Origin of the sequence: Actinoplanes sandaracinus, assembly GCF_030009775.1 — a bacterium.
Taxonomy (GTDB): domain Bacteria; phylum Actinomycetota; class Actinomycetes; order Mycobacteriales; family Micromonosporaceae; genus Actinoplanes; species Actinoplanes sandaracinus.
Genome location: NZ_JASCTH010000017.1, coordinates 48,375 through 74,152, shown reverse-complemented (window position 1 = coordinate 74,152; position 25,778 = coordinate 48,375). Strand labels below are relative to the sequence as shown.

Annotated in this window: 23 protein-coding genes and 2 tRNA genes; 10 read left to right on the top strand and 15 right to left on the bottom strand. The window is 68.2% G+C overall.

The window, feature by feature from the left end; translation table 11 throughout:
* Positions 1-61: 61 nt before the first annotated feature.
* Complete coding sequence (locus tag QLQ12_RS25205; protein WP_282762919.1) at positions 62-1,909, top strand: diguanylate cyclase domain-containing protein; 1,848 nt, start codon at positions 62-64, stop codon at positions 1,907-1,909.
* On the opposite strand, the gene QLQ12_RS25200 is transcribed toward QLQ12_RS25205, so the two are convergent.
* Positions 1,879-3,117, bottom strand: a complete 1,239-nt coding sequence (locus tag QLQ12_RS25200; RefSeq protein WP_282762918.1) for a YncE family protein — start codon at positions 3,115-3,117, stop codon at positions 1,879-1,881. The genes QLQ12_RS25205 and QLQ12_RS25200 overlap by 31 nt on opposite strands.
* Positions 3,118-3,205: 88 nt before the next feature.
* Between QLQ12_RS25200 and QLQ12_RS25195 the strand changes: the two genes are divergently transcribed.
* The gene (locus QLQ12_RS25195) at positions 3,206-4,363 is read left to right on the top strand and encodes a helix-turn-helix domain-containing protein (RefSeq protein ID WP_282762917.1); all 1,158 of its coding nucleotides are present in this window, start codon (positions 3,206-3,208) and stop codon (positions 4,361-4,363) included.
* Between the two features lie 49 nt (positions 4,364-4,412).
* On the opposite strand, the gene QLQ12_RS25190 is transcribed toward QLQ12_RS25195, so the two are convergent.
* Complete coding sequence (locus QLQ12_RS25190) at positions 4,413-5,843, bottom strand: LVIVD repeat-containing protein (RefSeq protein ID WP_407651560.1); 1,431 nt, start codon at positions 5,841-5,843, stop codon at positions 4,413-4,415.
* A gap of 147 nt (positions 5,844-5,990) precedes the next feature.
* Here QLQ12_RS25190 and QLQ12_RS25185 point away from each other — a divergent pair, with 147 nt between their 5' ends.
* Positions 5,991-6,671: a DUF305 domain-containing protein gene (locus QLQ12_RS25185; RefSeq protein ID WP_282762915.1), complete on the top strand. Its 681-nt coding sequence runs from the start codon at positions 5,991-5,993 to the stop codon at positions 6,669-6,671.
* 21 nt (positions 6,672-6,692) lie between these two features.
* On the opposite strand, the gene QLQ12_RS25180 is transcribed toward QLQ12_RS25185, so the two are convergent.
* The 4 genes from QLQ12_RS25180 to QLQ12_RS25165 form a co-directional block, all read right to left on the bottom strand.
* Entirely contained in the window at positions 6,693-7,418 is a 726-nt protein-coding gene (locus QLQ12_RS25180) for an SDR family NAD(P)-dependent oxidoreductase (protein ID WP_282762914.1), read from the bottom strand.
* Positions 7,419-7,473: 55 nt separating this feature from the next.
* Complete coding sequence (locus tag QLQ12_RS25175; RefSeq protein ID WP_282762913.1) at positions 7,474-8,295, bottom strand: helix-turn-helix transcriptional regulator; 822 nt, start codon at positions 8,293-8,295, stop codon at positions 7,474-7,476.
* Between the two features lie 114 nt (positions 8,296-8,409).
* Positions 8,410-9,060 carry an FIMAH domain-containing protein gene (locus tag QLQ12_RS25170; protein WP_282762912.1) on the bottom strand — a complete coding sequence of 217 codons (651 nt, stop codon included), beginning with the start codon at positions 9,058-9,060 and terminating at the stop codon, positions 8,410-8,412.
* 119 nt (positions 9,061-9,179) lie between these two features.
* Positions 9,180-10,370, bottom strand: coding sequence for a cytochrome P450 family protein (locus QLQ12_RS25165; protein WP_282762911.1), 1,191 nt, complete (start codon positions 10,368-10,370; stop codon positions 9,180-9,182).
* Between the two features lie 431 nt (positions 10,371-10,801).
* On the opposite strand from QLQ12_RS25165, the gene QLQ12_RS25160 reads away from it, so the two are divergent.
* Positions 10,802-12,346 carry a sulfatase family protein gene (locus tag QLQ12_RS25160; protein WP_282762910.1) on the top strand — a complete coding sequence of 515 codons (1,545 nt, stop codon included), beginning with the start codon at positions 10,802-10,804 and terminating at the stop codon, positions 12,344-12,346.
* Between the two features lie 3 nt (positions 12,347-12,349).
* Here QLQ12_RS25160 and QLQ12_RS25155 read toward each other — a convergent pair whose 3' ends face one another.
* The 3 genes from QLQ12_RS25155 to QLQ12_RS25145 form a co-directional block, all read right to left on the bottom strand.
* Complete coding sequence (locus QLQ12_RS25155) at positions 12,350-13,000, bottom strand: NADPH-dependent FMN reductase (protein WP_282762909.1); 651 nt, start codon at positions 12,998-13,000, stop codon at positions 12,350-12,352.
* A gap of 146 nt (positions 13,001-13,146) precedes the next feature.
* Positions 13,147-13,219 (bottom strand) — tRNA-Lys (locus tag QLQ12_RS25150).
* Positions 13,220-13,393: 174 nt separating this feature from the next.
* Positions 13,394-13,466: transfer RNA gene (locus QLQ12_RS25145), tRNA-Lys, on the bottom strand.
* Between the two features lie 138 nt (positions 13,467-13,604).
* Between QLQ12_RS25145 and QLQ12_RS25140 the strand changes: the two genes are divergently transcribed.
* On the top strand, positions 13,605-14,849 hold the full coding sequence (locus QLQ12_RS25140; RefSeq protein ID WP_282762908.1) for a L,D-transpeptidase: 1,245 nt from the start codon (positions 13,605-13,607) through the stop codon (positions 14,847-14,849).
* 220 nt (positions 14,850-15,069) lie between these two features.
* Positions 15,070-16,254 carry a L,D-transpeptidase gene (locus tag QLQ12_RS25135; RefSeq protein ID WP_407651570.1) on the top strand — a complete coding sequence of 395 codons (1,185 nt, stop codon included), beginning with the start codon at positions 15,070-15,072 and terminating at the stop codon, positions 16,252-16,254.
* A 95-nt stretch (positions 16,255-16,349) separates the two neighbouring features.
* On the opposite strand, the gene QLQ12_RS25130 is transcribed toward QLQ12_RS25135, so the two are convergent.
* From QLQ12_RS25130 to QLQ12_RS25120, 3 genes are read right to left on the bottom strand one after another with little or no spacing between them, the layout of a single operon-like run.
* Positions 16,350-17,138 carry a hypothetical protein gene (locus QLQ12_RS25130; RefSeq protein WP_282762906.1) on the bottom strand — a complete coding sequence of 263 codons (789 nt, stop codon included), beginning with the start codon at positions 17,136-17,138 and terminating at the stop codon, positions 16,350-16,352.
* Positions 17,131-17,688: a SigE family RNA polymerase sigma factor gene (locus QLQ12_RS25125; RefSeq protein WP_282762905.1), complete on the bottom strand. Its 558-nt coding sequence runs from the start codon at positions 17,686-17,688 to the stop codon at positions 17,131-17,133. The genes QLQ12_RS25130 and QLQ12_RS25125 overlap by 8 nt, the downstream gene beginning before the upstream one ends.
* Before the next feature lie 41 nt (positions 17,689-17,729).
* Entirely contained in the window at positions 17,730-18,668 is a 939-nt protein-coding gene (locus QLQ12_RS25120; protein ID WP_282762904.1) for a GH12 family glycosyl hydrolase domain-containing protein, read from the bottom strand.
* Between the two features lie 367 nt (positions 18,669-19,035).
* On the opposite strand from QLQ12_RS25120, the gene QLQ12_RS25115 reads away from it, so the two are divergent.
* Positions 19,036-19,779, top strand: a complete 744-nt coding sequence (locus tag QLQ12_RS25115) for a DUF3152 domain-containing protein (protein WP_282762903.1) — start codon at positions 19,036-19,038, stop codon at positions 19,777-19,779.
* A gap of 271 nt (positions 19,780-20,050) precedes the next feature.
* On the opposite strand, the gene QLQ12_RS25110 is transcribed toward QLQ12_RS25115, so the two are convergent.
* Complete coding sequence (locus QLQ12_RS25110; RefSeq protein ID WP_282762902.1) at positions 20,051-21,334, bottom strand: acyltransferase family protein; 1,284 nt, start codon at positions 21,332-21,334, stop codon at positions 20,051-20,053.
* 502 nt (positions 21,335-21,836) lie between these two features.
* Complete coding sequence (locus tag QLQ12_RS25105) at positions 21,837-22,055, bottom strand: DNA-binding protein (protein ID WP_328518305.1); 219 nt, start codon at positions 22,053-22,055, stop codon at positions 21,837-21,839.
* A gap of 163 nt (positions 22,056-22,218) precedes the next feature.
* Between QLQ12_RS25105 and QLQ12_RS25100 the strand changes: the two genes are divergently transcribed.
* The 3 genes from QLQ12_RS25100 to QLQ12_RS25090 all read left to right on the top strand — a co-directional run bounded on the left by QLQ12_RS25100 (position 22,219) and on the right by QLQ12_RS25090 (position 24,162).
* A complete protein-coding gene (locus QLQ12_RS25100) occupies positions 22,219-22,431 on the top strand; it encodes a hypothetical protein (RefSeq protein ID WP_282762900.1) in 213 nt (70 codons plus the stop codon).
* 136 nt (positions 22,432-22,567) lie between these two features.
* A complete protein-coding gene (locus QLQ12_RS25095; RefSeq protein ID WP_282762899.1) occupies positions 22,568-23,236 on the top strand; it encodes a GntR family transcriptional regulator in 669 nt (222 codons plus the stop codon).
* 2 nt (positions 23,237-23,238) lie between these two features.
* Positions 23,239-24,162 (top strand): phosphotransferase enzyme family protein, encoded by a 924-nt coding sequence (locus QLQ12_RS25090; protein ID WP_282762898.1) that lies wholly within the window; start codon positions 23,239-23,241, stop codon positions 24,160-24,162.
* Here the strand turns inward: QLQ12_RS25090 and QLQ12_RS25085 are convergent.
* The gene (locus QLQ12_RS25085; RefSeq protein WP_282762897.1) at positions 24,159-25,511 is read right to left on the bottom strand and encodes a hypothetical protein; all 1,353 of its coding nucleotides are present in this window, start codon (positions 25,509-25,511) and stop codon (positions 24,159-24,161) included. The genes QLQ12_RS25090 and QLQ12_RS25085 overlap by 4 nt on opposite strands.
* Positions 25,512-25,778 lie beyond the last annotated feature (267 nt).

Sequence of the window (25,778 nt, the reverse complement as noted above, 5' to 3'; positions counted from 1 at the left end):
CGACGGCCGATGGGCTGTATCGCTCCGGAGGCCATCCGGAGCTTTGCCGACGGGAGCCACCATGCCGAAGCGACCCGGGATTTTCGACCCGGTCCTGCTGGCCCTCCTGGCTCTCACGGTGCTGATGGTGCCGTGGTTCCTGTACCGAGGCGACGAGCGGGCCCACTCCTGGGTGGTGCAGACCGGCCTCGACGTCGTCAACACGTACTTCGCCTTCCGGATGGCCGCCCATCCCGAGATGACAGCGGCCGGCCGGCGGTTCTGGCGGGCGGTGGTGATCGCCTTCGGCGCCTGCGCGCTCGGTGACGGATATCAGACCGCCCTTCATTTCGCTGATCCCGCGATGACGACCATCAGCACGGTCCAGACCGTGCTGGTCCTGACCGGCATGACGATCGTGGTCGGCGCGATGCTGCGGCACCCGCTCGGCGGCGCCGGCCGGCAGCGCCTGCGGCTCTGGTTCGACGCGACCACGGTGCTCACCGGCGTCGCGGTGTTCCTCTGGTACTACGTGCTGGCCGTCGACCTGAGCGGGCGGCAGGCCGCCGACCGGTGGGGCGCGGCGGCCACCACGATCGTGATGTTGTTGATCACCTTCGGGCTGCTCAAGCTGATCCTGAGCGGCACCGCCCCGTTCACCCGCTCAGCGGGCGTCACGGCGGGCCTGGGCGTGGTCGGTACGGCGCTCGCCGCCCCGGTGACCACCGGCCTGCTCGGCGACCCCGGCCCGGGCGGGACGATCATCGTCCAGCTGGTGCCGTGCGCCCTGGTCGCGATCGGCCTGCGCCTGCAGCAACTGCGGCTGGGACGGCTGGCCGCGGAGGCGCGGACCACCGCCGGGACCCGGTCGAGCCGGCTGCCCTACCTCGCGGTGATCGCCACCCAGATCCTGCTCGTCCACTCACTCCACGAGGGCCGCGTCGATCCGCGGGTGTGGGGCGTGGCGATCGGCGCCGTGGTGATCACCGCCCTGGTGCTGGGCCGGCAGGTCGCGGCGCTGCGGGACAACGAACGGCTGCTCACCGAACTGGACGGGCAGGCGGAACGGTTCCGGGCGCTGGTGCAGAACACCTCCGACCTGACTCTCGTCGTCGACTACGGGGGAAACATCAGTTACGCGAGCCCGGCCGCCTTCCGGGTGCTCGGGCTGCCGGACGAGCAGTTGGTGGGGACCTCGCTCTACGACCGCACCCACCCCGCCGACCACGCGACGGTGGCCGACCTGGCGCAGCGGCTGTCCGCCGGCCCCGGCACGGGGATCAACACCCAGGTGCGGTGGGCGCACGCGGACGGCACGTACCGGTGGCTCGACGTGATCTGCACCGACCTGGGGCACAACCCGAACGTCGCCGGCGTGGTGCTGAACGCTCGAGACGCCACCGAGGCCCGGGCCCTGCACGACGAGTTGCAGCGCCAGGCCACCCACGACGCGCTGACCGGGCTCGCCAACCGGGTGCTGCTGCAGCGGCGGCTGGAGGCGGCGCACGAGCCGGTGAGCATGCTGCTGCTCGACCTGGACGGCTTCAAGGAGATCAACGACCGGCACGGGCACCACACCGGCGACCTGGTGCTGCAGGAGGTGGCGCGGCGGCTCACCGGGCTGCTCGGCACCGGGGAACTGGCCGCCCGGCTGGGTGGGGACGAGTTCGCCGTCCTGCTGCCGGGAACCGGGGCCACGGCCGCCGGCCGGCTGGCCGAACGCATCGTCTCCGCGGTGGCCGAGCCGATGCCGATCGGGGGCGGGGTGCTCACCGTCGGCGCCAGCGTGGGCGTCGCGGCCGGCGCGCCCGGCGACGGCGACGGCCTGATGCGTCAGGCCGACGCCGCCATGTACCGGCGCAAACGAGAGCGGAAGCAGCGGCACGCCCGGCCGGTGGCTCAGGGCGCGGTCCAGCCCGCCGGAACCTGACCGATGCGGACCCGCTGCGGGTGATCGCCGACCGGCACCGAGGCGACGGCCCGCCCGGTGGCGAAGCTGATCGCGGTGACCCGGTCGGCGCCCGCCTCGGAGATGACGCAGTCCCGGCCGTCGGCGCTCACCGTCGCCCAGTACGGCTTGATCGCCGTGACCAGCGGTCCCGGACTGAGCGTGGCCCGGTCGACCACGGTGGCGTAGTCGTCCATGGTCCCGGCGACGCAGAGTTTCGCCCCGTCCCGGCTGATCGACAGGCCGTGGTGGCGTGAGTCGTTGACCCAGGTGGTGCGGTTCGGGTCGGTGGCCGGGTTCTGCGGCAGGTCCCGGACCCTGGTGATCTTGTCGGTGGCGACGTCGTACTCGATGAGGCCGGGAAAGAACGAGACCTGGAAGTAGAGCTTCGACTCGTCGGGCGTGAAGATGGCGGGGCGGACCGCGTCGGACAGGTCCTTGCGGCCGAAGGCGTCGAGCCGCGAGCGCATGTCGACGGTCCGGACCACCTTGAAGGTCGTCGTGTCGGCGATCGTGATCTTCCGGTCGCCCTTGGTGAAGTCGAGCCAGGGCTCGTCCAGGGCGGTGTTGACCTCGCCGATCGAGCTGTTCCAGAGGTACCGGCCACTGCCGGTGTAGATGTTCTCGTGCGGTTTGTCGCCGGTCGCGAACGAGCCGAGCTGACGGCCGGTGACGATGTCCAGGACGTGCACGGTGTTGCCGGTGGAGGCGGAGACCGCGACCGAGCGCCCGTCCGGGGAGACCGACATGTGGTCGGAGCGGAAACCGCTGACCGGGAACCGCCAGCGCAGCGCCCCGGTGGCCAGGTCGATCGAGACCACGTCGGCGAAGCTGGGCCGGGAGACGACCAGGGCGTCGCCGGTGGGTGTGGTGTACATGTCGTCGACGAGTTGGTCGTGCCCCTCCCCCGGACCCTGCTGGATGCCGAGATAGAAGGCCAGCTTGATCGGGTTCAGGTAGATCTCGGAGAGCCGCTGTGACTTGTCCGGGACGACGGAGAGCCGCCCGACGCGGGAGTAGCCGCCGCTCGCCTCGATGACGTCGACGGTGCCGTCCCAATTGTTACCGACGAACATGACCTGGCGCAGTGCCGGCGCGGCGGCGGCCGGCACCGCGGCGATCCCGAACGTGAGCAGAGCGGCCAGAACGATCCCGGCCAGGCGTCTGAGGGGTACGAGCTGAACTCTCATGTGATTCCCATCGATCTCGGATCCTGTTACTTTTCGGTAACACCATGGGAACAAGAGAAATACTCACATCGATAGGCTGTGAGGCCCAATGCGCAGACCCCCGGTTGTCGGCCGGCCACAATCCGATCCGCTCACCGCTCTGGTGCACGGGCTCGCCGACGACGCCCGGCTGGTCGACGACGTGGTGGCGGCGGCCCGGGCCCAGTCGCCCGAAGCCGCCCGGCTCCCCCGCGAGGAGAGCCGCCGCTACGTCGCCGCCCTGATCCGGTCCGGCTGTGCCACCTTCCTGCGGCCCGGCGAGCCGGCCGACGGCGACTTCACCGACGCCGGCCGCTTCGGCGCCGAGGGCGCCGCGCTGGGAGTGCCGATGGCCGCGCTGCTCTCCGGGGTGCACGCCGGGCGCAGCCGGGTCTTGGAGATCGCGATCACCCGTGGGCGGGCCGCCGGGCTGCCCGACGACGTGCTGCTGCAGGGACTGCTCCGGCTCGACCGGTACGGCAACTCGCTGGAACGCCACGTGCTGGACGGCTACCGCATGGCCGAACGACAGCTCGACGGTGATCGCCGGGGCGACCGGATCCGGCTGTTGCGTCACCTGCTGCTCGGGGAGGAGAACGACGGCGTGGATCCGGCGCGATTCGGGCTCGCGGCCGGCGGGCTCTACCACTGTGTCGTCACGGACGCGGCCGAACCGGGACCAGTCCGGGAACTGGAGCAGGCGTTCGCCCGGTGCGGTGGGGTCCTCGCCCCGGTCCGCGGCCGGCTCAGCGGGCTCACCCCGCGGCTGCCCGGGACGGCCGGGATCGCTCCGGCCGTCGTGGTGACCACTCCGCTCGTACCGCTGGAGAAGGCGGCGGAGGCGCACCGTCTCGCCCGGACCGCGCTGAACGCGGCTCGCGCTCGTGGGGTGACCGGGCCGCACGGGGTGAGCGAGCTGGCCGCGGAGACCGCGCTGGCGGCGCAGCCGATGCTGGCCGGGTTCCTGCGGGACGGCCTCCTCGCGCCCCTGGACCCGGCCGACGGCTTTCACCGCGAGCTGGCCGGGACGGCCCTCGCCTATCTGGACCACGGGCAGCGGCTGGACCTGACCGCCGAGGCGCTGCACCTGCACCCGAACACGGTGCGTTACCGGTTGCGTCGCCTGCGGGAGCTGACCGAGTTCCGTGACCATCTGCCGGTGCTGGGGACCGTGCGCTGGTGGTGGGCGCTGAGTGTGTGGACGGCGGAAACGGCGAACCCGGTGTGACCACCTCACGGCGGTCACACCGGGTTCTTCACGCCCTTACGTCAGAACCTCACCAGCGGTTGTAGCTGGTCTGGGTCTGCGCGTTGAACTGCCAGGTGCGCTTCTTCTCCGCCTTGTCGATCCGGCGGTCGCTGACCTCCAGGGTGTCGAAACCCTTCTGGATGTCGTTGGAGTAGATGAAGCCGTTGTACCAGTACGCCGACCAGGAACCGCCGAGGATCAGGCGCTCCGTGCTCAGCGGGCCCCGCTCCCAGAAAGCGATCTCCACCGGCTTGCGCGAGTTGGTGAAGTCCCAGATCGAGATGCCACCCTGGTACCACGCCTGGACCATGATGTCGCGGCCCTTGACCGGGATCAGCGAGCCGTTGTGGGCCACGCAGTTCTCGGTCGGAGCGTTGTCGCGCGGGATCTTGAAGTAGCTGCGGAACTCGAGCTTGCGCTTGTTGCCCTTGCCCGTGATGTCGTAGATCGCGTCGGCGCCCTTGTTGGCCCCGATGGACGGGAGGCACTCCGCGCCGCCGCCACCGCCGAGCTCGTCGGTGAAGACCACCTTGGTGGCGTCGTTGTTGAACGTCGCCGAGTGCCAGAACGCGAAGTTCTCCGCGTCACGCACCGTGGTGATCACCCGCGGAGCCGCCGGCTTCGAGATGTCGAGCAGCACACCGTCGCCCATGCAGGCGCCGGCCGCGATGTCCTTCTCCGGGTACGCCGTGATGTCGTGGCAGCCGGACGTCGTGCGGCTGTCGGCGTCACCGGGGAAGCCGCCGTCCGGGAAGAGCACCGGCGCGGAGACCAACTGGGCCTCGGTCGGCTTCTTCAGCGGCACCTTGACGATCGAGATCTTGTCGTGCGGCTGCGCGCAGTTCGGCAGGTCCACCACGTCGAGGTTGTACGACGAGACGTAGGCGTAGACCGAACGGTCCCGGCCCTTGCCCGGCACCAGCGTCAGCGTGTGCGAACCACAGTCGGTCTTGACCGCCTTGAGGTACTTCGGGTTGCGCGGGTCGCTGATGTCGAAGATCTTGATGCCTTCCCACCGCGGCGTCTCAGGCGGCGCGGAGTTCGGCACGGAGACGCTGTTGCAGGAGTCGTCGCTGCGGATCGAGTCGGTACCCAGGAAGAGCAGGTTGCCGTAGATCGACACGTCGTTCTGCGCACCGGGGCAGAGGAGCTGCGTGATCTCCACCGGGTTGCGCGGGTTGCTCAGATCGTAAACGGTGAAACCGTTGTAGTTGCCCGCATAAGCGTACTTGCCCTGGAACGCCAGGTCGGTGTTGAACGCGCCCTCGGGCGCGAACGCCCCCTTCTTCGGATCGTTGTCGATCAGCTTCAGGTTGGGGCTGCTGACGATCTCATCCACGCCCGGGATGGGCGCCGGGTCCGCTTGGGCCGGCGCGGAGACCAGGAAGCTGGTCATCACCGCCGCCGCCCCCATACATGCCAGGCGCTTGAACCGCCCTCGTGGGGCAGGATGCCTCATGAAGATCCTTCCGGCTGCTTCCGGCTTCTTGCGACACCGGTAACGCACGGCGAGTCGTGTCGTCCGCACACCCGGTGACAGCGATGTCGATCGTTACGATAACTGTCGCGGGCCTCTCGTGGGGACCGCCTGCCGGAAAGGAAATACATGCAACACCAACGCGCATGGGCCCTGACCGCCGCAAGCCTGGTCCTTCTCGGAACCATCGGGCTCACCGTCCTTACCCGGACTTCCGGCGAGAAGACCGCACCGTCCGCCGCGTCGTCCGCCGCGCCGTCCGTCTCCTCCTCGCCGGCCCGGGTGGTCGTGCCCGGCAAGCCCGGGGAGTCCGCGATCGTCACCGACACCGACCAGGTGCGGGCTCCCGACGGCACGCCTTTCAACAAGGCCGACGTCACCTACGCCCAAATGATGATCGCTCACCACGCGCAGGCGCTCCAGATGGCCGATCTTGTACCCGACCGGGCGGCTGATCAGGGCGTGAAGAACATCGCCAGCCGCATCACCGCGGCGCAGGGGCCCGAGATCTCGGTGCTCCGCACCTGGCTGAGCGATCGTGGGCAGCCCGGATCGGACCCCGCCCACGACCACTCCACCATGCCGGGCATGCAGCCCGCCGCCGCCCTCGCGGAACTGACCGCGGCTCGCGGCGCCGACTTCGACCGGCGGTTCGTCGCGATGATGACCGCGCATCACCGGGGCGCCCTGACGATGGTCAACGACCTCTTCAAGAGCGGCTCCGACGAGCGTCTCTCCAAAATGGCCAAGGAGACCGCCATCGAGCAGGACATCGAGATCCGCCGGATGGCCGACCTCGGCGTCAGCTGACCCGCCGCGCCGGCCCGGCGCTCAGAGGAGCATGCCGCCGGAGGCCTCGATCCGCTGGCCGGTGACCCAGCCCGTGCCGGGGCCGACCAGCGCGGCGATCACACCGGACACGTCGGCCGGCTCGCCGACCCGGCCCATCGCGGTCAGGCCGCCGATCTGCGCCCGGACCCCCTCGTCGTCGCGCAGGTAGCCACCGCCGAACTCGGTTGCGACCGGGCCGGGCGCCACCACGTTCGCCGTGATGCCGCGCGGGCCCACCTCCTTGGCGAGGTACCGGGTGAAGACCTCGACGGCGCCCTTCATCGAGGCGTAGGCGGCGTACATCCCCTCGCCGGTGAAGCGGGTCAGCCCAGTGGAGAGGTTCACGATCCGGCCGCCGTCGGCGATCAGCGGCAGCAACCGCTGGGTCAGGAAGAAGACACCGCGGAAATGGACGTCGAGCAACTCGTCGAAGGCCTCGACCGGGGTACCGGCGATGGTTCCGGCCCGGCCGACCCCGGCGTTGTTGATCAGGAAGTCGAAGTCGGCACGGCCGTGCCGGTCGGCGAGGACCTGCCGCAACGACGCCTCGAAGTCGCCGTACGAGTCCAGGTCGCCGACGACGAGCGGCAGCGCCACCGCGTCGATCTTCTCGCCGGGATCACCGCGATGCGTGTAGATCACCTCGATGCCGGCGTCGATGAGGGCGAGGGCGGTGGCCCGGCCGAGTCCGCGGTTGCCACCGGTGATCAGGGCGATTCTGGACATGGTGGTGCCTTTCCATGAGTTCGGGTTCGCTACGGGCCGCGCCGAGACCGGCGCTTCAGGCGCCGACGGCCGCGAGGAGCTGCAGCTTCTCGTAGCTCGGTGATCCCGGCATCGCGGTGAAGACGAGCAGCGTCTGCAACTGGTCCGGGTCGTGCAGCGTCTGGCAGTACAGGTCGAGCGGGCCGAGCTCGGGATGCAGCAGGGTCTTCTGGCCGGTGTGGGCCAGACCGATCTCGTGCTCGGCCCAGATCGCCGCGAACTCGGCGCTCGCCCGCAACAGCGCGGCGACGATCTCGGCGGCCCGGCCGTCCGGCACCGCCGCGTAGACCCCGCGGAGCTGGGCCGCGAAGATCCGCGCCTGCCGCTCGTGGTGCTCGGCCGGATAGAGACGACGGGCCGCCGGGTCGGTGAACCACCGGTACCAGGTGCTACGGGCCAGGCCGGTGAACCGGGTCTCGTCACCGACAAGGGCGATCGCCGGCGCGGTCTGCAGCAACGTCTCGCCGTACCGGGAGACGACCATGGCGGCGGTGTCGCCGAGCCGGTCGACGATCCGCATCATGCCGGGGCTGATGTGATCGTCCCGGGACACCCGCTGCGGCGTGGGGTGGCCGCCGAGTCGGAACAGGTGATCACGTTCGGCCAGACTCAGATGCAGGGCGCGGGCGATCGCGGCGAGCATCTGCTCGGACGGCGCCGGGCCACGCCGCTGCTCGATCCGGCCGTAGTAGTCGGCCGACATCCCGGCGAGCGCCGCCACCTCCTCGCGGCGCAGCCCACCGGTTCGCCGCCGGGAGCCGCGGGGCAGGCCCACGTCCTCCGGCCGCAGCGCCTCCCGGCGGGTGCGGAGGAAGTCCGCCAGTTGTGCCCGGTCCATGTTCCCGCTCCCGTCCCGCCCGGTCTGCCCGGCGCCGCTCGACGGATCAAGCTTCGCCCGCCCCGGCGGCCGGAGGAAGGCCACAGGTATCCCCGGACAAGCAGTCCCCGGATGTCAGCGGCGCGGCAGGAGCGCGCCGAGCTGGCCGGCACCACCGTTGAGCAGGTTGAAGGCCTCGTCGCTCAGGTCGTCGTCCTCCCGCAGGTCACGCAGCTTCCTGGTGAAGTCGTCGATCTTGCGGGAGGCGCCCTTGGCATCCCCGCGGGCGAGGCGGTTCGCGGCCTGTTCCAGACGACGGTTCAGCGCGTCGGCATCGTCGTCGTCCAGTTGCTCCCGGTCCTCCAGGCTGTCGACCACAGCCGCCAGGGCGGCGATCAGCTCGGCCGGCTGGGCCGGGCGCCGCGTCGGGGCGGTGGTCGGCGACGGCGCCTCGGACTCCGCGGTCTCGCTGGGAGACGGCGTCGCCTCGGTAGGCGCCGCGGCGGGCGCGGAGTTGAGCCGGGGCGCGGCGTCGACCGTGGGCGCGAAGTCCACCGTGGGCGCGGCGGTGGTCGTGGAATCGACCGTGGGCGCGGCGGCGGGCGCACGCGGGGCCGGCTCGTCGTCGCCGGAGAACAGCCACACGGCCAGCACCACCAGCGCCACCGCCGCGCAGGCCGCGGCGATCAGCGCCGTCCGGCGGTGGTGGACCGCCCGGTACACGCCGCGTGGCTCCACCACCGGCATCTCAGCGGTGGGCTGGTGAGGGTCGTGAGGCTCCGGCACGGCCGTCATCATGCCAGGACGCGAAGCCCGGACGGGCAGGTCCGAGGGTTATCGGCAGCGCGGATCCGCGGCCACGACCGGGCGGCCGGATCCGGCGGCCGCGCGACGGAAATCCGGGGTCACCACCGGACGGGCAGCTCCCGGAGGCCACGCAGCAGAATGCCGGGGCGCCAGGCCAGTTCGTCCGAGCTGGTGGCGAGCCGCAGGCCGGGGAATCTGTCCAACAGGGCGGTGAACGCGATCTGCGCCTCCAGCCGGGCCAGCGGGGCGCCGAGGCAGTAGTGGATGCCGTGCCCGAAGGCCAGGTGCGTGTTGTGCGGGCGGTCCAGGTGCACCTCCCCCGCGGCCGGGAAGCGGTCCTCGTCGCGATTGGCGGAGAGCAGGACCACCACGACCGGGTCGCCGGCGGCGATGGTCACGCCGTCGATTTCCAGACTCTCGGTGGCGATCCGGAACGTCGAGGTCTCGACCGGTCCCTCGTACCGCAGGAACTCCTCGATCGCGCTGGGCAGCAGGGCGCGGTCGGCGCGCAACCGCTCCCATCGCTCGCGGTCGGCGAGCAACAGCCAGGTGCCGTTGCCGATCAGGTTGACCGTGGTCTCGTGGCCGGCGATGAGCAGCAGGAAGACCATCGAGGAGAGCTCCTCGCCGGACAGCCGGTCGCCTTCGTCGCGAACCTGGACTAGGCCGCTGAGCAGGTCGTCGCCGCCGTGCTCGGCGCGGTCGGCGATCAGCGAGCCGATGTAGCCGACCATCGCCTGGATCGAGGACGCCAGCCGCTCACCGGCCAGCGAGCCGGCGACGATGTCGTTGGACCACTCCCGGAAGGCGTCCCGGTCGGCGGCCGGAACCCCGAGCAGCTCGCAGATCACCTGGATCGGCAGCGGGAAGGCGAAGGTGTCGATCAGATCCACCTCGTCCCGGCCGTCGAGCGCGTCCAGCAACTCGGTGGTGATCTCCTCGATCCGCGGGCGCAGCGCCTCGATCCGGCGGGCGGTGAAGGCCGCCGAGACCAGACGGCGCAGGCGGGTGTGGTCCGGCGGGTCGACGGCGAGCATGTGCCGGGAGATCGGCGCGATGAGGTTCAGCTGCCCGCCCGAGGCCCCGCCGACCGCGAGCAGGGACTTGGACAGCCGCGGGTCGGCCAGGGCACGGCGGGCGTCGTCGTAGCGGGTGACGAGCCAGGCGTGCATGCCGTTGGGGAGCCGGACCCGGCGGACCGGCCCGGTCCGGCGCATCTGGGCGTACACCGGATGGGGATCGTTCTGAAATGCCGGGTCGGTGAAGTCGATCTGGAGATCCTGCGTCATCACGCCCTCCGGGCCGCCGGGGAAACCGGTTTCCGACGATACCCGTCGATACGTCGCCCGGGGGGCGTTCCCCGGCAGGGGGAGACGCGAGGGCTCAGACGGGGCGCCGCAGCGGCGCCCGCGGGGACCGGGGCGGACGCAGCGGCAGGCGGGGACGGCGCGCGGTGCGCCGCCACGGACGGCACGGTCGCGGTTCCGCCGCCGCGACGACGATCACGACGTAGGCCCGCGGCTGTTCGGTATCGGCCACTGGTACGAGATCACCTCCAGGGAAGGTGTCCACTATCCGCCGGGCGGCAGGCCGGCGCGGGCTCGTTCGAACATTCTTAATGATCATCTGCGGGGAGGAAAAACGTCTCTCCGATCCGGCGGACACCTCTGCCGTTTACGCTGGCGAGGGAATCACTTCCCGAGGGAGCCGCCGCGCCGCCATGTCCTTCCGCACCCTCGGCTACACCGCCGCCGTCGCGGCGCTGCTCGTCACCACCGCGTACGGCGCGGACTCCGGCCCCTCCGGTTCGGCCGCGCCGGCGAAGCCGTCGCCGGGCGGATCGCACGCGCCTCCGGCCCCCGCTGCCGCCCCGCGGGAGGCCGCGAGCCGGCCGAACATCGTGTTCGTGCTGGCGGACGACCTGTCGATGAACCTCGTGGCGTACATGCCGAACGTGCGGAAGCTCCAGCGGGACGGCACGACATTCACCAACTACACGGTGACCGACTCGCTCTGCTGCCCGTCGCGCGCCTCACTGTTCAAGGGCCAGTTCCCGCACAACACCGGGATCGTCAAGAACCACGGGTCGGACGGCGGGTTCCGGCTATTCCACCGCCGCGGACAGGAGAAGTCGACCTTCGCGACCGATCTGCGGGCCGCCGGGTACCGCACGGCCTTCCTCGGCAAGTACCTGAACGAGTACCACCCCGGGCTGACCATGGGCACCGGGAGGTCGTACGTGCCACCGGGCTGGGACCAGTGGTTCGCGGGCGGCAACGCCTACCGCAACTTCGACTATCCGCTGAACGAGAACGGCCGGGTCGTCCAGTACGGCCACCGGCCGCGGGACTACCTGACCGACGTGCTCTCGGCCAAGGCGTCGCACTTCATCAGCGCCACGGCGGCGACCGGGAGACCGTTCATGATGGAGGTCTCCACCTATGCGCCGCACCATCCGTACACCCCGGCGCCGCGCGACGCCGACCTGTTCCGCGGGCGAACGGCACCACGCTCGCCCGCCTGGGACAGGGTTCCGGAGAACTCGGCGTGGCTCTCCACCAAGCCGAAACTCACCACCCAGCAGAAGCGGAACCTGGACCGGGAGTTCCGCCTGCGGGTGCAGTCGGTGCAGTCGGTCGACCGCATGATCGGCTCGCTGCGGACCACTCTGGACAAGGCCGGTGTCGCCGACCGAACGGTGGTGATCTTCAGCTCGGACAACGGTTACCACATGGGCGAGTACTCGCTGCCCTCCGGCAAGCAGACCGCGTTCGACACCGATGTCAACGTGCCGCTGGTCGTCGCCGGTCAAGGGGTCGCGGCCGGGCGCACCGTCGCCCAGCTGGTGGCGAACATCGACCTGCGGCCCACCTTCGCCGACCTGGCCGGCGCCCCGGCGCCGGCCGAGACCGACGGGCGCAGCATCCGGCCGCTGCTGGCCGGTCCGGCGCCGGCCGAGTGGCGGAGCGCGGCACTGATCGAGCACCACGATCCGGCCACCGACCCGAAGGACCCGGACTACCAGCGGGACAGCGTCAACATCCCGCCGTCGTACGACGCGCTGCGCACCGCCACGTTCACCTACATCGAGTACGTCGACGGCTCCGTGGAGTACTTCGACCGCAAGGCCGACCCGCACATGGTGCGGAACGTGGCCGGCACCCTGAGCCGGCAGCGGCTCGCCGAACTGCGAACCGCCCTGCGAGCGCTGGTCACCTGCGCCGGCCCGGACGCCTGCTGGACGGCGGCCCGCGCCGCTGTCTAGCCCTTACCGGGGCGGCCAGATCTGCGGTGTGCCGAACGGCGGGCCGCCGCGAAATCCGGGCGAACTCTGGCGCTGCACCACCGGATAGACGCTGGAGTGCACCTGCCAGGACGGCTGCGGCCGGGGCCGGGCATCGGCCAGCGCCCGGACCAGCGCCTGGAGCATGTCCTGCAGGGCCACGTGCAGGCGGCCGTCGGTGACGACGCCCGCCTCGTCGACGGCGGCCATCTCCAGGGGGATCCGGATGCAGGCGGGGCGCAGCAGACGGGCGCCGCCGTGGGTCAGCACCGATTCCAGGGCCGCCCGGGCGCCGTCGTCACCGCCCGGGCCGACCACGGACAGCCAGGCGGCCGGTTTGCCGTGCAGGTCACCGCCGTCGGCCAGCCAGTCGAGCAGGTTCTTCAGGCTGCCGGGCAGAGATCCGGCGTACTCCGGGGTGCAGAACAGCACGGCGTCGGCGTCGACGACCTGTGACCGCAGCTCCACGACCGGGCCGGGCGGCCGCTCGCCGGGGACGAAGGCGGGCAGGGTGCGCAGGTCGCCGTACAGGGTCGCGGTGATCTCCGGTGGCGCGAACCGGGCGGCCGTGCGCAGGGCCGCGGTGTGCAGGGCGCCTTCCCGGGTGCTTCCCGAGATCAGCATGACGCGGGTCATGCCGCCGACGATACGTCCCGCGGTGGCCGATTCCGGACGCCCGGAGGGCTTACATGCCGACAGGTTTCCGACGCGGCACGCTCGGGCGACCCCGGGCGGAAAACACCGAGGCCCCACCTGGTTTCAGGTGGGGCCTCGGTCGGTCGTGCGCCGCGTAGGACTTGAACCTACAACCCGCGGATTAAGAGTCCGCTGCTCTGCCAGTTGAGCTAGCAGCGCCTTTCGACGGGCAGAACATTAACACACCCGGTCAGCGGCCCTGCGGCTCGGGGGCAGGACGTCCCCGAAGGGCCGTCTCGGAAGGGCTGCCCCGGAAGCTGTCCCCCGAGGGCCGAGCGAGGACACGAAAAGGCGGTCACGACTAATCGTGACCGCCCGGTGAAGCGAGGAGAGTGCGTCGCGTAGGACTTGAACCTACAACCCGCGGATTAAGAGTCCGCTGCTCTGCCAGTTGAGCTAGCGACGCTCGCCGTGCAACGAGGAAAACGTTAGCACGTGCCGGGAAGATCCTTGAAATCGGCCACTTACCCCCGCAAGAGGGACCCCCGGCTTGCGTCCATGCGTCAGTATGTCAGCGCTGAGAACTCAAGAACGGGGCCTGACGATGGTTCACCTCCGCCGCTCACTGGCGGCGATCCTGGCGCTTGGCCTGATCGCCCCCCTCGCCGCGTGTGGCGACGATCCCAAACCGGCCTTCTCCGACCCCGCCGCGGCCGTCGGCAACCCCTCCACCGGAGCGTCGGCCGCTCCGGTGACCGAGGGCACCACCACGGGTGGGCCGGTGACCCTGGCCATCACGCCCGCCGCCGACAAGAAGGACGTGCCGATCAGCGCCGAGATCGGGCTGCAGGTGACCGGTGGCGAGGTGTCCTCGGTCACCCTCACCGACGCCAAGGGCAAGGCGGTCACCGGCACGCTGCGCGCGGACGGTTCGGCGTGGGTGCCGGATAAACCCCTCAAGACCAAGCAGGCGTACGCCGCCACGGTCGTCGCCACCGGCAAGGACGGCAAGACCACCACCGCGACGACGTCGTTCACCACCATGGGCGCGCCCGCGAAGGAGACCGGCACCGGTCTCTACCTGTTCGACGGCAACACCTACGGCGTGGCCATGCCGGTGGTCGTCGAGTTCAACCCCGGCGTCCAGAAAGCCGACCGCGCCGAGGTCCAGAAGCGGATGTTCGTCGAGACCTCGCCGGCGCAGCCGGGCACCTGGTCGTGGACGTCGAACGGGACGCAGGCCTACTACCGGGCGCCGCAGTACTGGCAGACCGGCACGACGATGAAGGTGCGGATCGCGGTCGGTGGGCTGCCCACCGGCGCCGGCCGCTACGGCGACCAGGACCGCTCCGCGACCGTCAAGATCGGCCGGAAGCTCGAGATGAAGGTCGACAACGCCTCGAAGAACATGACCGTGCTCCAGGACGGCCAGACGGTCCGGACCGTTCCGGTGAGCCTGGGCAAGAAGAGCACCCCGTCGTCCAGCGGTCACATGGTCGTGATGGAGAAGAAGGCGGCCACCGTCTTCGACACCACCGACACCGACGGCGCCGACGGTTACCGCACCAACATTCAGTACGCGCAGCGACTGACATGGAGCGGTCAGTACATCCACTCGGCCCCCTGGTCCACCGGCGCGCAGGGACGCACGAATGTGTCACACGGGTGTGTCAACGTGTCTCCGTCGCACGCCCAGTGGCTCTTCGAGAAAACCCTGATCGGCGACCCGGTCACCGTGAAGGGCACCGGGGACAAGCTGGACTACGGCAACGGCTGGACGCCGTGGGACGTGAGCTGGGCGAAGTTCGCCGAGGGCAGCGCGCTGCCGGTGCCCCCGGGTCTCGGCTGACCGGCCGCGTGACACCGCCTCCCCGGCGGGGTACATCGGGCGTAATGCCGGTCACGGCACGAAACCGGGATTGGTGCGACGCCGAATCTGGAGCACTATTGGGCGCCGGGGAGTACGACGCCGTGAGGGGACCATGGACATGGATGGAATTCGGTCGGTGAGGCGCTCCGCGCCGGCCGGTCGTCGCGGTGGCGGGCGTCTGCGCCTGGCCGTGACCGCGATGCTGGCGGGCACTCTGTTGCTGACCGCCGCGTGCAGCGGCGGCGGCGATGACGACAAGCCGTCCTGGCAGGGTGGCGGCAACGGCAGCGGCGCCGGCGCGTCGCAGGCACCCTCGGCCGGGCCGAAGCTGAGCACCGTCGCGGTGACGTCTCCCGCGACGGACGCGACGAGTGTCGAGCTTCGGTCCGAGGTGAAGTACAACAGCGAGGACCCGCAGAACACCGAGGTCACCGTCACCGACGCCAAGGGCAAGACGGTCGAGGGCACCCTCGACAAGGACGGCAACGCCTGGCGCCCGGCCGAGGCGCTGGCCTGGAACACGAAATACACCGTGACCGTCAAGACCCCGGCCGCGGAAGGCAAGAACAACACCACCACCAGCTCCTTCACGACGATGAAGGAGCCGTCGGACCTGGTGCGGGTGACCAGCTTCCTCGCCGACGGGCAGACCGTCGGCGTCGGCATGCCGCTGATCATGAAGTTCGGCAAGGCCATCCCGGAGAAGTACCGGGGCGAGGTCGAGCGCCGGATGCCGGTCACCGCCACCCCCGCGCAGGAGGGCACCTGGCGCTGGATCAGCCCCACCGAGGTCCAGTACCGGCCCAAGGAGTACTGGCAGGCCGGCACCAAGGTCTTCTACAAGGCGCAGCTCAAGGGCGTGAAGCTCGGTGACAACGCGTACGGGCGCTCCGACCTGACCGTCGACCTGAAGATCGGCCGGAAGATGGTCATGAACGTCTCCAACAAGACCAAGACGATGACGGTCGAGGAAGACGGCAAGGTCATCAAGACGATCAAGGTGAGCCTGGGCAAGAAGAGCACACCGTCCGCCAGCGGCACCATGGTCGTGATGGAGAAGGCGGCGCACACCATCTTCGACACCACCGACGAGGACCCGGTCAACGGCTACAAGACCCCGATCGACTGGGCGCAGCGGGTCACCTACAGTGGCCAGTTCATCCACGCCGCGCCGTGGTCCGAGGGTGTGCAGGGCCGCAGCAACGTCTCGCACGGGTGCGTCAACATCTCCGAGGCGCTGGGCAAGTGGCTCTTCGACCGGACCCTGATGGGCGACGTGGTCACGGTCTCCGGCACCGAGGAGAAGCTGAAGAACGGCGACGGCTGGACCAACTGGAACATGAGCTGGGAAGAGTACAAGAAGGGCAGCTACCTGAAGAACTGACGTCTCTTCCCCTGGCGTTCGCAACGGGGCCCGGTCGATTCCGACCGGGCCCCGTTCATGTCACCGCACCGTTCATGTCACCGCACCCGGCTCTGTCACTTCGGCGGGAACACCCCGGTGACCGGGACCTGCTTACCGCCGGCCGTCGCGAGCGCGCCGTAGGTGTCGGCGCCAGCAGCGCGGTCGCCCTCCGCGTGCAGGTACTGCACGGCGAAGATGTAGCTCCCCGCGGCCAGCGTGCCGTCCTTCAACCTGAAGCGGTAGACCAGCCGGTCCTTCTCCTCGGTCACCGTCGCCTCCATCATCGCCGGTGAGACCGTGGTCCATTTGCCGGCGTCCTTGACGCCCTCGGTCTTCACCACATTGACCACCACCTCCAGCGCGGTGATCGTCTCGGTGCTGGTGAGGGTCAGATTGCCCTGCGCCCACGTGCCGATCGAGTGCGAGTCGACGACAGCGCTGGAGCGGAGGAACCCGTTGACCGGCTGCCAGTTCGGCGACGCCCCGGTGGTGACGGCGGCGGGCGGCTCCGGCTCCCGGGTCTTGTCGTTTCGGGGCGTCTTGCTCGCTGCCGATGGGAAGTTCCCGGCGCTCGGCGAGGACGAGGGTGCGGGTGCCGGCGACGGCGAGCCCTCGGTGGCCGCCGGCGTCCGGTCCTGTTCCGGCTGGTCGCCGATCAGCCGGATGCCCGTGAAACCGGCGACCAGGGTCGCGACCACCGACGCCGCTGCCGCCACCGGCCGCAGCGACAGAGCCCACCGGCTGCGGGCCGGCCGGCTCCGGCTCTGGACGATCCGGGTCAGCATGGCGTCCCGGTCGGGCACGTGCTGCTCGGCCTCCTGGCGCAGCACCGCACCCAGATCGGGGTGGAGGTGCTCAGCCATGGTGGCCTCCCATCATCAGCGGCATCCCCCGCAGATGCTCGCTCAACTGGGCCGCTCCCCGTGAGGTGTGACTCTTCACGGCGCCCACCGAGATGCCGAGGATCGAGGCGACCTCCTTCTCCGGCACGTCGAACGCGTACCGGAGGACGACGCACTCACGCCGCCGCTGCGGAAGCCGCTGGAGCGCCGCGCGGACGTCGAGGACCGCGGGGGTGTCGCTCTCACTACGGTCGCGGCGTAACAGTCCGAGCCGCAGCAGGCCGGCCCGTTCCCGGGTCTGTTTCTTGATCCATTGACGGGCCAGGTTGGTCACGATGCCGCGAGCGTACGCGACCGGACTGTCCGCGGCCTGGACACGCTCCCAGTGCCGCCACACCTCCACGAACGCGTCGGACGCCAGGTCGTCGGCGGCCTGCGAGTCACCGGTCACCAGGTAGGCGAGCCGGGACAGGTCGGCGTGATGGTTGTCGAAGAAGAGCCGGAAGGCGTGTTCGGCGCCAAGGTCGGACAAGGGACCGTTCCTGACCGTCAGGGGATACGGGGACTGCATGCCGCCCCGGGCCGTGGGGGCCGTGCCCGGGGCAGCCGGGATCAGCCGATCTTCACGGAGTACGCCGTGGTGTCCAGCCGGCCCGAGCCGGTGAAGATCTCGGTGCCGGCCTGGACGCTGGACAGGTACTTGGTCTTGGCGAGCCATCCCCGTGCCACCAGATCGTTCGTGAAGTCGGTCAGGTCGAGGTCGGCGGCGGAGGTGTTGGAGGTACGCACGAACGAGTAGACCTCCCAGCCGATGTTGCCCTTGTAGAGGTCCCAGGTGGCGCCCGCGATCGTCACGGTCGCCTGCTTGGTGCCGACCGGGCCCGCCCCACCGGACCGGTACAGCCACACCATGACCTCGTCGGTCGGGTTGTTCTGCCGGTCCGGGCCGGCCATGTCGTGCAGCCACAGGTCGTACGCCACGTTCATGACGTTGCTCGTGGTCTGGGTGACCTTGAAGTTCCAGCGGGTGTCGACCGCCTTGCCCGCGCTCAGCTGGACCGGGAGACCGGTGCCGGCGGCCTTCCAGCCCCAGTGCCAGCCGAACACCGCGCTCGCGTACGACTTGACCTTGGTGTTGTCACCGGCCCAGGTCCACTCGGTGCCCCAGCTCAGGCTGTCGCCGCCGAGGCCGTTCTCCCAGACGCACTGCGAGCCGGTGCCGTCGGCCTTGCCCCAGAGGTTGTTGTTCACCCAGTACTTGCCGCGCGCCAGGGCCGCGAGATCGGTGCAGTTCTCGGCGTCCTGGCCGGCCGCGGCCGTCGGGGTGGCCGTCGGCTTCGGCGTCGTGGTCCTGGTCGCCGTCGGCATCGCGGTGGCCGTCTTCGAGGCGGCCGGCGAAGCGGTGACCGGCGAGGCGGTGGCCGTCGGCACCTTCGAGGTGGATGGGGAGGCCGGGGCCGTCGCGGCGCCGGCGTTCATGACGCCGACGATGGCGGCCGCACTGCCGAGAGTCAGCACCGAGAGCGGTACGACGATGCGCTTGGCGAGCATGGGGGAGAACTCCAGGGGGACGGCGATTGATCCACACCCCTGTGGTCCGGTGGCGCCAAAAGGTTGCGCGCTCCCACGAGAAATTTTCCGGTATCTCGCATCATGGGAGCGAACCCACGAAAAGAGCCCGCCGCACCCTAGCTCCCCGTTCCGTCCCATCGGCGGCGCACCCAGCGCCCGTACCGTTGATCACACTGCGCTACCCCGGAGGGGGTCCGCGACGTCTGCCTGATGAAACCGTGCGTCAGGAGGTCAGTTGCCGAACTCTTCCCAGCAGTCCGGTCGGCACCGCCGACGGTCGAGGCGCGGGGCCACCATTACCGCTGCCCTCGCCGTTGTCCTGGGCGCCAGTACCGCGGTGTGGGCCATGGCCCCCCGCGATGTACCGGTTGCGGAGCCTGGTCAGGGCGGCGGGAGCGGGAGCGTATCCGTCCCCGCCACCAGCCCGGCCCCCGCTGTCTCCCAGGCCGGGCCGCCCCGCGAGCCGGTGCCCATCAGCTATCCGGCCGAGGGTGAGGGCACGTGGCGCACCGCGGTCGGCCATCCGGTGACCGCTGGTGAACGTGGCACCCTCCGGCGCTATCGGGTATTGGTCGAGAAGGGCATCACCGGCCTGGAGGTGAACGAGTTCGCCGACACGGTTTCGGAGACTCTCAACGACCCACGGGGCTGGACGGCCGGCGGCCGGTGGCGAATGCGGCGGGTCGGACCGGGCCAGCCCTACGACTTCACGATTTACCTAGCCACACCGGAAACGCGTGACGTCCTCTGCGGCGTGGCACGAGACGGCTATACGTCGTGCCGCAACGGCGACGCGGTGGTCATCAACGTGGCGCGGTGGGTGAAGGGTGTCCCGGACTACGGAGCCAGCCTGTCGGTATACCGCCAGTACGTGGTCAATCATGAGGTGGGGCATCGACTGGGACACGGACACGAGCTGTGCCCGGGTAAAGGGCAGCCCGCGCCGGTGATGCAGCAGCAGTCCCTGGGCCTGCATCGATGCACGGCCAATTCGTGGCCGTACCGGGACGGGGAGCGCTACGCCGGGGCCTCCGGCCAGTACAACGACCCGACGCCGCCGCCAGACCGGGGCAGCGCGAAGCCGACCTGATCGGCCGCCACGGCGTCGGCGTTCATGACGCCGACGATGGCGGCCGCACTGCCGAGAGTCAGCACCGAGGGCGGTACGACGATGCGCTTGGCGAGCATGGGGGAAGACTCCAGGGGGACGGCGATTGATCCACACCCCTGTGGTCCGGTGGCGCCAAAAGGTTGGGCGCTCCCACGAAACATCTTCACGGATTTCGCATCATGGGAGCGAGCTCACAAGAAGGTTCCGCGCATGAGTCGCACGGTCAGGGAACAAAAGGGCTCAACGCATGTCAACGCGGACGATGCACGAACTTGATCTCCTGGGTGGGCACATGGGAAGAGTCGACACCGTTGGTGCGAGTGTCATCGGCCTGGGCGCCGCGACCGCTGACGTCGCCGTTCCACGGGTTCCACGCGTCACCGTGGCGAGGGCTCTCGACTCGTCGCGTGTCGTCGTCCGGTGAGTTGAGAGCCGGACGCGTGTCCGAGCCGCTGCGATCGGCCGCGAGGCGGTCCAGAGCCTTCGAGAGGGCCCGCTTCATCGGCTTGGCCAGAGGTTCTTCCACGAAGCGGTTGACCAGGTACGAGAGAACCAGCATGCACGCGATCAGTCCGAGCGTCAGCGGCCAGGCGGAGACGACGGCGTTGAGCTTCTTGATCACCGTCCACCCGATCACCTCGTGCAGGAGGTACAGGGGGTAGGTCAGAGCGCCGGCAGCGGTGAGCCACCTCCACTTGGCCCAGGAGAAATAGCCGAGGGCGACGCCGATGACGAGCAGATAGAACACAGCGAGCAGGATCGTGACCCCGTGCCAACTGCCGCCGGCATGCGTGTTTTTCTGCATCTCAGGCAAGGAACTCGTCAAGTACAGCTGCCCGCGCAGGAAGCAGATGCCGATGATGGACCAGAGAAGAATGTCCTGCCCGAAGCGGTGCATCAGATAGATCGCCACGCCGCCGATGAAGAAGCTGGACGATTCCGGCTGCACGAGGCTACGGAACATCGGCTCCTCGCTATAGCCGGCGAACAGCGAAGCCACTGTCCAGAGTACGCAGAAGGCGACGACCCGGCGGTAGGTCAGCCCGCGCCACACCACCAGGGCGAAAAGAAGGTAGAACCGCAATTCAGCCCAAAGGGTCCAGTACACCGCGTCGATATTTCCGACGCGGTGCGGATCCTGCAGCATTGTCAAGTTGATGAGCACTTGCTCGGGCTCGGCCGGCTTCTGGATGACCGGGTAGAACGTGGTGACGACGGTGACCGCGATGATCGCGAACCAGTAGGCGGGATAGAGCCGCACCACCCGTGAGATGAAGAACGCCCGCAATGGCCGGTTCCACCCGCTCATGCAGATCACGAAGCCACTGATGACGAAGAACAGGTAGACGCCGGTCCAGCCGTAGGAGGTGTAGTTGTGGACCTGAGGGAACAGGCGTCCGGTATCTTGACTCCAGGCCGTGCTTATCTGCCCGGTGTAGTGGTAAAGCACCACCATCAGGGCCGCGGCGAGCCGCAGGCCATCCAGCGCCGCCAGTCGCCCCCTGCGAGCGCTGGCATCGTTCGGCTCAGCCACGATGCCTCCGTTCATGAATACCGCTCACGCCGGGTCGAGCCGCGCAAGCATACGACCCCCGGAAGGACAACCGAAAAGTGGTCAGCCGCTGTGGGTAACCCCACATCCGCGGGGCAGTGGCCATCTGACTGCCCTCCTTGACGTTGCTGCCATGCCCCCGCGGGGAGCCCTTCGATGGACGCCGCCGGGGAGCGGCCCCTCCCGCATGCGGACACTTGAATAGCAAAGCGCCTGACCGCTTACGCGATCAGGCGCTTGACCTGCATTTCGTTGGGGTGATCGACGGGACTTGAACCCGCGACCCCCGGGACCACAACCAAGGTCAACTCAGCGATGGATCCCCGACACCGCCCTGTTTTGCCAGGTCAAGGCTAGTTGGTCGCCCACTCTTACGGAGCCTGAGCGAGCCTGACGGAAGCTTGCGGACCCCACTTTCGCCCCCACCCCCGACCCCAACATCAGCCACCTGATCACAGGGGCGGACTTTCGCTACCGCCTATGCCTAGTCCGTCTCGGCATCCTCGGCCAGCGCGGGCCGGTGCTCACGGATCCACATTTCGACGTCCGCAGCGAGCCACACCTGACCCATGCGCAGCCGGGCGAGCGGGCGCGGGAAGCCGAGCTTCACGCTGTCGGTGATCTGGTTGACCCGGGCTGGCGTGACTCCGAGCCGATCTGCGATCTCCGCTGTACCCATCAGCCGGATGTCTTCGCGCTTCACAAGACCAGACGCTAAGAGCATCCGTCCTTGCTGGTAGCTAATAGGCAGAACCCATTATGACCTGCTCTTTATGGTCGTATAGTCGCTCTGTGGAGGAGCCGGGTCGTCGGACCCCCCGAACCGCAGCCCGGCACCTCGCCTTCAGCGCGCGGGAGGGGCAGACATGGACCAGGACCCGAACGAGATCTACGACAAGCGCGTGGCCGCGGCCAAGGCGTGGCGAGACGAGGAACGGGCCAGATTCGCCGCGTCGAGCGGGGGAAACTGGCTACTGCACGCCCTTGCCGAAGAGTCAGGCGGCCGGCTGGTCGAGGTATCGCCGGGCCGCTTCGTCGAGTCGAAGTTGGACCCGCCGCCGGCCACACCGTGGGTCTGACCGCGCGGTCGAGCATTGGCCAAGGATCTGGAGTCATTTCCTGCGTCGCTGACTGCCCGCAATCTGGTGAATCGCACGCTCGCATGCCGCCGACTAGTCTTAGGCAACGCACGGCCACGTGAGAGGACGCCCCTCATTGACAGAGACAGTTGACAACGGGAAGTACGGGCAGGTGACTGCCGAACTCCGTCGGCGTATCCACGAGGGTAGCTACTCGGCGAGCGGCGAGCTGCCGCCTACGTCGGTGCTTGCCAAAGAGTTCGGCGTTGCTGCCAAGACCGTCCAGCGCGCTCTACAGCAGTTGGATCGCGATGGCCTGACGGCAAGTCGCCAGGGCAGGCCGAGAATGATCCTTGCCGCCTCACAAGGCGTTTCTGCAACACGATATGAGCAGGTTGCCGCTGACCTGCAGAGGGAAATAGAGTCAGGCGCTATTCCTCCGGGCGGAAGAGTTCCCGCCGAAAGTGATCTAGTCGGAAAATACGGCATGTCGAGGGCAACAATTCGCATCGCGCTCGACAGGTTGGAAGCTGCCGGGACGGTTGTAAAGCGAGCAGGTCGGCGATACGCCGCTGGGGATGGCGGAAGTGACCTCGCGTACGAAAGTGTAGCCATCCAGCTTGAGCGCGCAATCAAAACAGGTAAGTATGCCGCGGGGAGACTGCCGGGAGAGAACAAGCTAGCTACCGAATTTAGGGTCAGTAGACCAACAGTTCGGCAAGCATTAACCCAGCTACAGGCCACCGGCCTCATATACTCCGTTCCGAAACAGGGATGGTTTGTTGCCCAGGGAGAGGGATCTTAAGCGTGGCCCAAGAGGACGGAAGAGCTGAGTTCTCGCCAGCAAGCACGCAAAAAACTTTGCTAGCGATATGCGCACAGGTCGGCCTTGACTCAGCAGACGCGTCCTTAATGCGGCTCGGAGAGAATGCCGTCTACCTACTTCCGCGCGAATCGATCGTCGTTCGGATTGCTCGGTCGATGCACTCAATCGATGATGTGTGCAAAGAGATGCGCGTAGCACGATGGCTCGAAATGGAGGAATACCCTGCCGTGCGTGCGGCCGACGTCGCCGGAACCGCTGATTCTCCGCTGGTGGTCGATGAACATCCGGTGTCGTTCTGGAAGCAGATAAAAACGACTCCCGGGGTGCCCACCTCGGCAGATCTCGGTCAGCTACTTAGGCGGCTCCATGACCTTAAAATTCCGGATTGGTTGAGGCTTCCTCCTTTCGACCCGTTCGCCAAAGTGGAGCGCCGCCTACTCTCCGCTCCCCAAATAGTCGATGATGGAGAAATTCGCTTCCTATCGAGCCTATATGAACGTTTGAGGGCTGACTTTGTCGCGCTTGAGTTCCGGTTCCCGTTCGGGCCAGTCCACGGCGACGCCCACCATGGAAACCTGTTGTATGCCGAGACAGGTGAGGTTGTGATACTCGATTTTGAGGCGTTCTGCTTTGGGCCTCGCGAGTGGGATTTGAGCCTCTCGGCATCGTATCGCTACGGTTTCGACTGGATCGACGACGCCGAGTACGCAGGCTTCGTGGCCGCCTACGGCTTTGACGTGTCCCGCTGGGCAGGGTTCCCTGTACTGCGGCAAATCCGGGAGCTTGGCATGACCACGTGGCTCATGCAGCTCGTGGAGACAGATCGGCGCATCGAAGAGGAATTTTCACAGCGCATTAGCGACCTGACAACTGGCGACATTCCGCGCAGGTGGCGTCCGTTCTAGCAGGTGCCCGATACCAGCAACTCAGTACGTGCGATGAAATCCGCAACGGGCTTATGCTGCTGATGTGGCGTCAACCTTTGGACGAAGTCTCGGATGTAGGAATTGCATCGGCTAGATTTCAGCGTTGAAATCACCGCGACAGCCTCAGCGGCCAGCACAATTCCCTTGTCAACCTCCCCTGCGCCTACATGCCCGGCCGCAGCTACCGCTTTGCAAAACGAGACACTACGCACATACATCGGACCATGCAACGAGATGGCACGGTCCGCATACGTGATGGCCTTCTCCGACATGCCGAGGTCACGGTACGAGTGGGCAAACTCAGCCGCCAGCTCAGCTTCATCGAAGTACCCGAGCCAAATCGGGTCGTTCGCCGGAACGCGTTTTTCGAGCCACTGTTCCGCCTGTGACAGTGCAGCCTCGCAGTCCTTCCGGTCGCCGCGAGCGGCTAGGGCGCGAGCCTCCATCGCTTTGAAAAGCGCCATTGCTGTTGGGGTAGCGATCCCTGCGGCTCCGCGTTGAGCGGCACGCGCGAGGTTTACAGCATGGTCGTATTGACCGAGAAAGTTTGCCTGGTGGCTCATTCCTGCCAGAATGCGTCCGCCAAGCGCACGGTCGCCAGCCACTTCGGTTAGGTGCAATGCTTGAAGCATGTAGCTGTGGCAGAGGCCGTGCCGCCCCGTGTCGTAGGCGGTCCAACCGGCTAGTCGCAACAACGCTGCGGCAGCACTAAGCAGTTCGGGCGGCTGGCGATTTGGCTGGGTGGAGAGAAGTGGCGCAACCTCCGAGCTAATGTACTGCGTTAGTGATGAGCGCGCATACCCGCCACCGAATTTGTAATCCAGCTGAGAGAACATGGCGGTGGCGAGCTGGACGCCTTCGACTGAGACGTCAATTGATCCGAGTATTTCACGGTCAGATGCGACGTCGGGTGCGATCAACCAACGCACCATCGCGTCTGACCAGCTTTTCGTGTCTATGTTCGTCGTAACAGCAAAAGATCCCGTCAAATCAGCCCGAGCTAGTGCGGAAATCGCATCAACTCCGTGCTGTAGGTCGGCCGGGTAGCCGCTGCTCGAAATCGCCGTCGCCGAGTCAGTAGCCGACATTCCAATGTCGGCAAGGGATACGGGGTGACCGAGTTTTCGCGCCAACGCTTCCGCGATAAAGACAGGGGTCATTCCGCGCGGCTGGGCACCGTCCAGCCACCGTTTGACGTTGACGTGGCTGTACCCCACCTCTGCGCCATGCGAGGCAGCAACGTCGGCGACTCTGCGCGCGAGCCCTTTGTTGGTGCAGTCAGCTCGCCGCATGACCTGGGCAAGGCACTGGTTCGGCTCCCGCATCATGACTCCTCCATCCGGAGCGGCCCCCGTGCTCACTCGATCAAGGGTATCGATATCCGTGGCAGAGGTGAAGCGCCTGGTGGATGCGCTGAGAACCCCCTTGAGAACCCCCCAGCGCACATAAGCACTCCACTGAGCACTCTGCCGAGCACTCCCCACGAGGGGCTTTGCTTGGTGCAGCACCGACGCAGACGAGATCCCGGGACCGACAGGCCATGGCTGGCCTTGACGCCGCACTGAACTCTTGTCATGCTGAGGTACGTACCACGG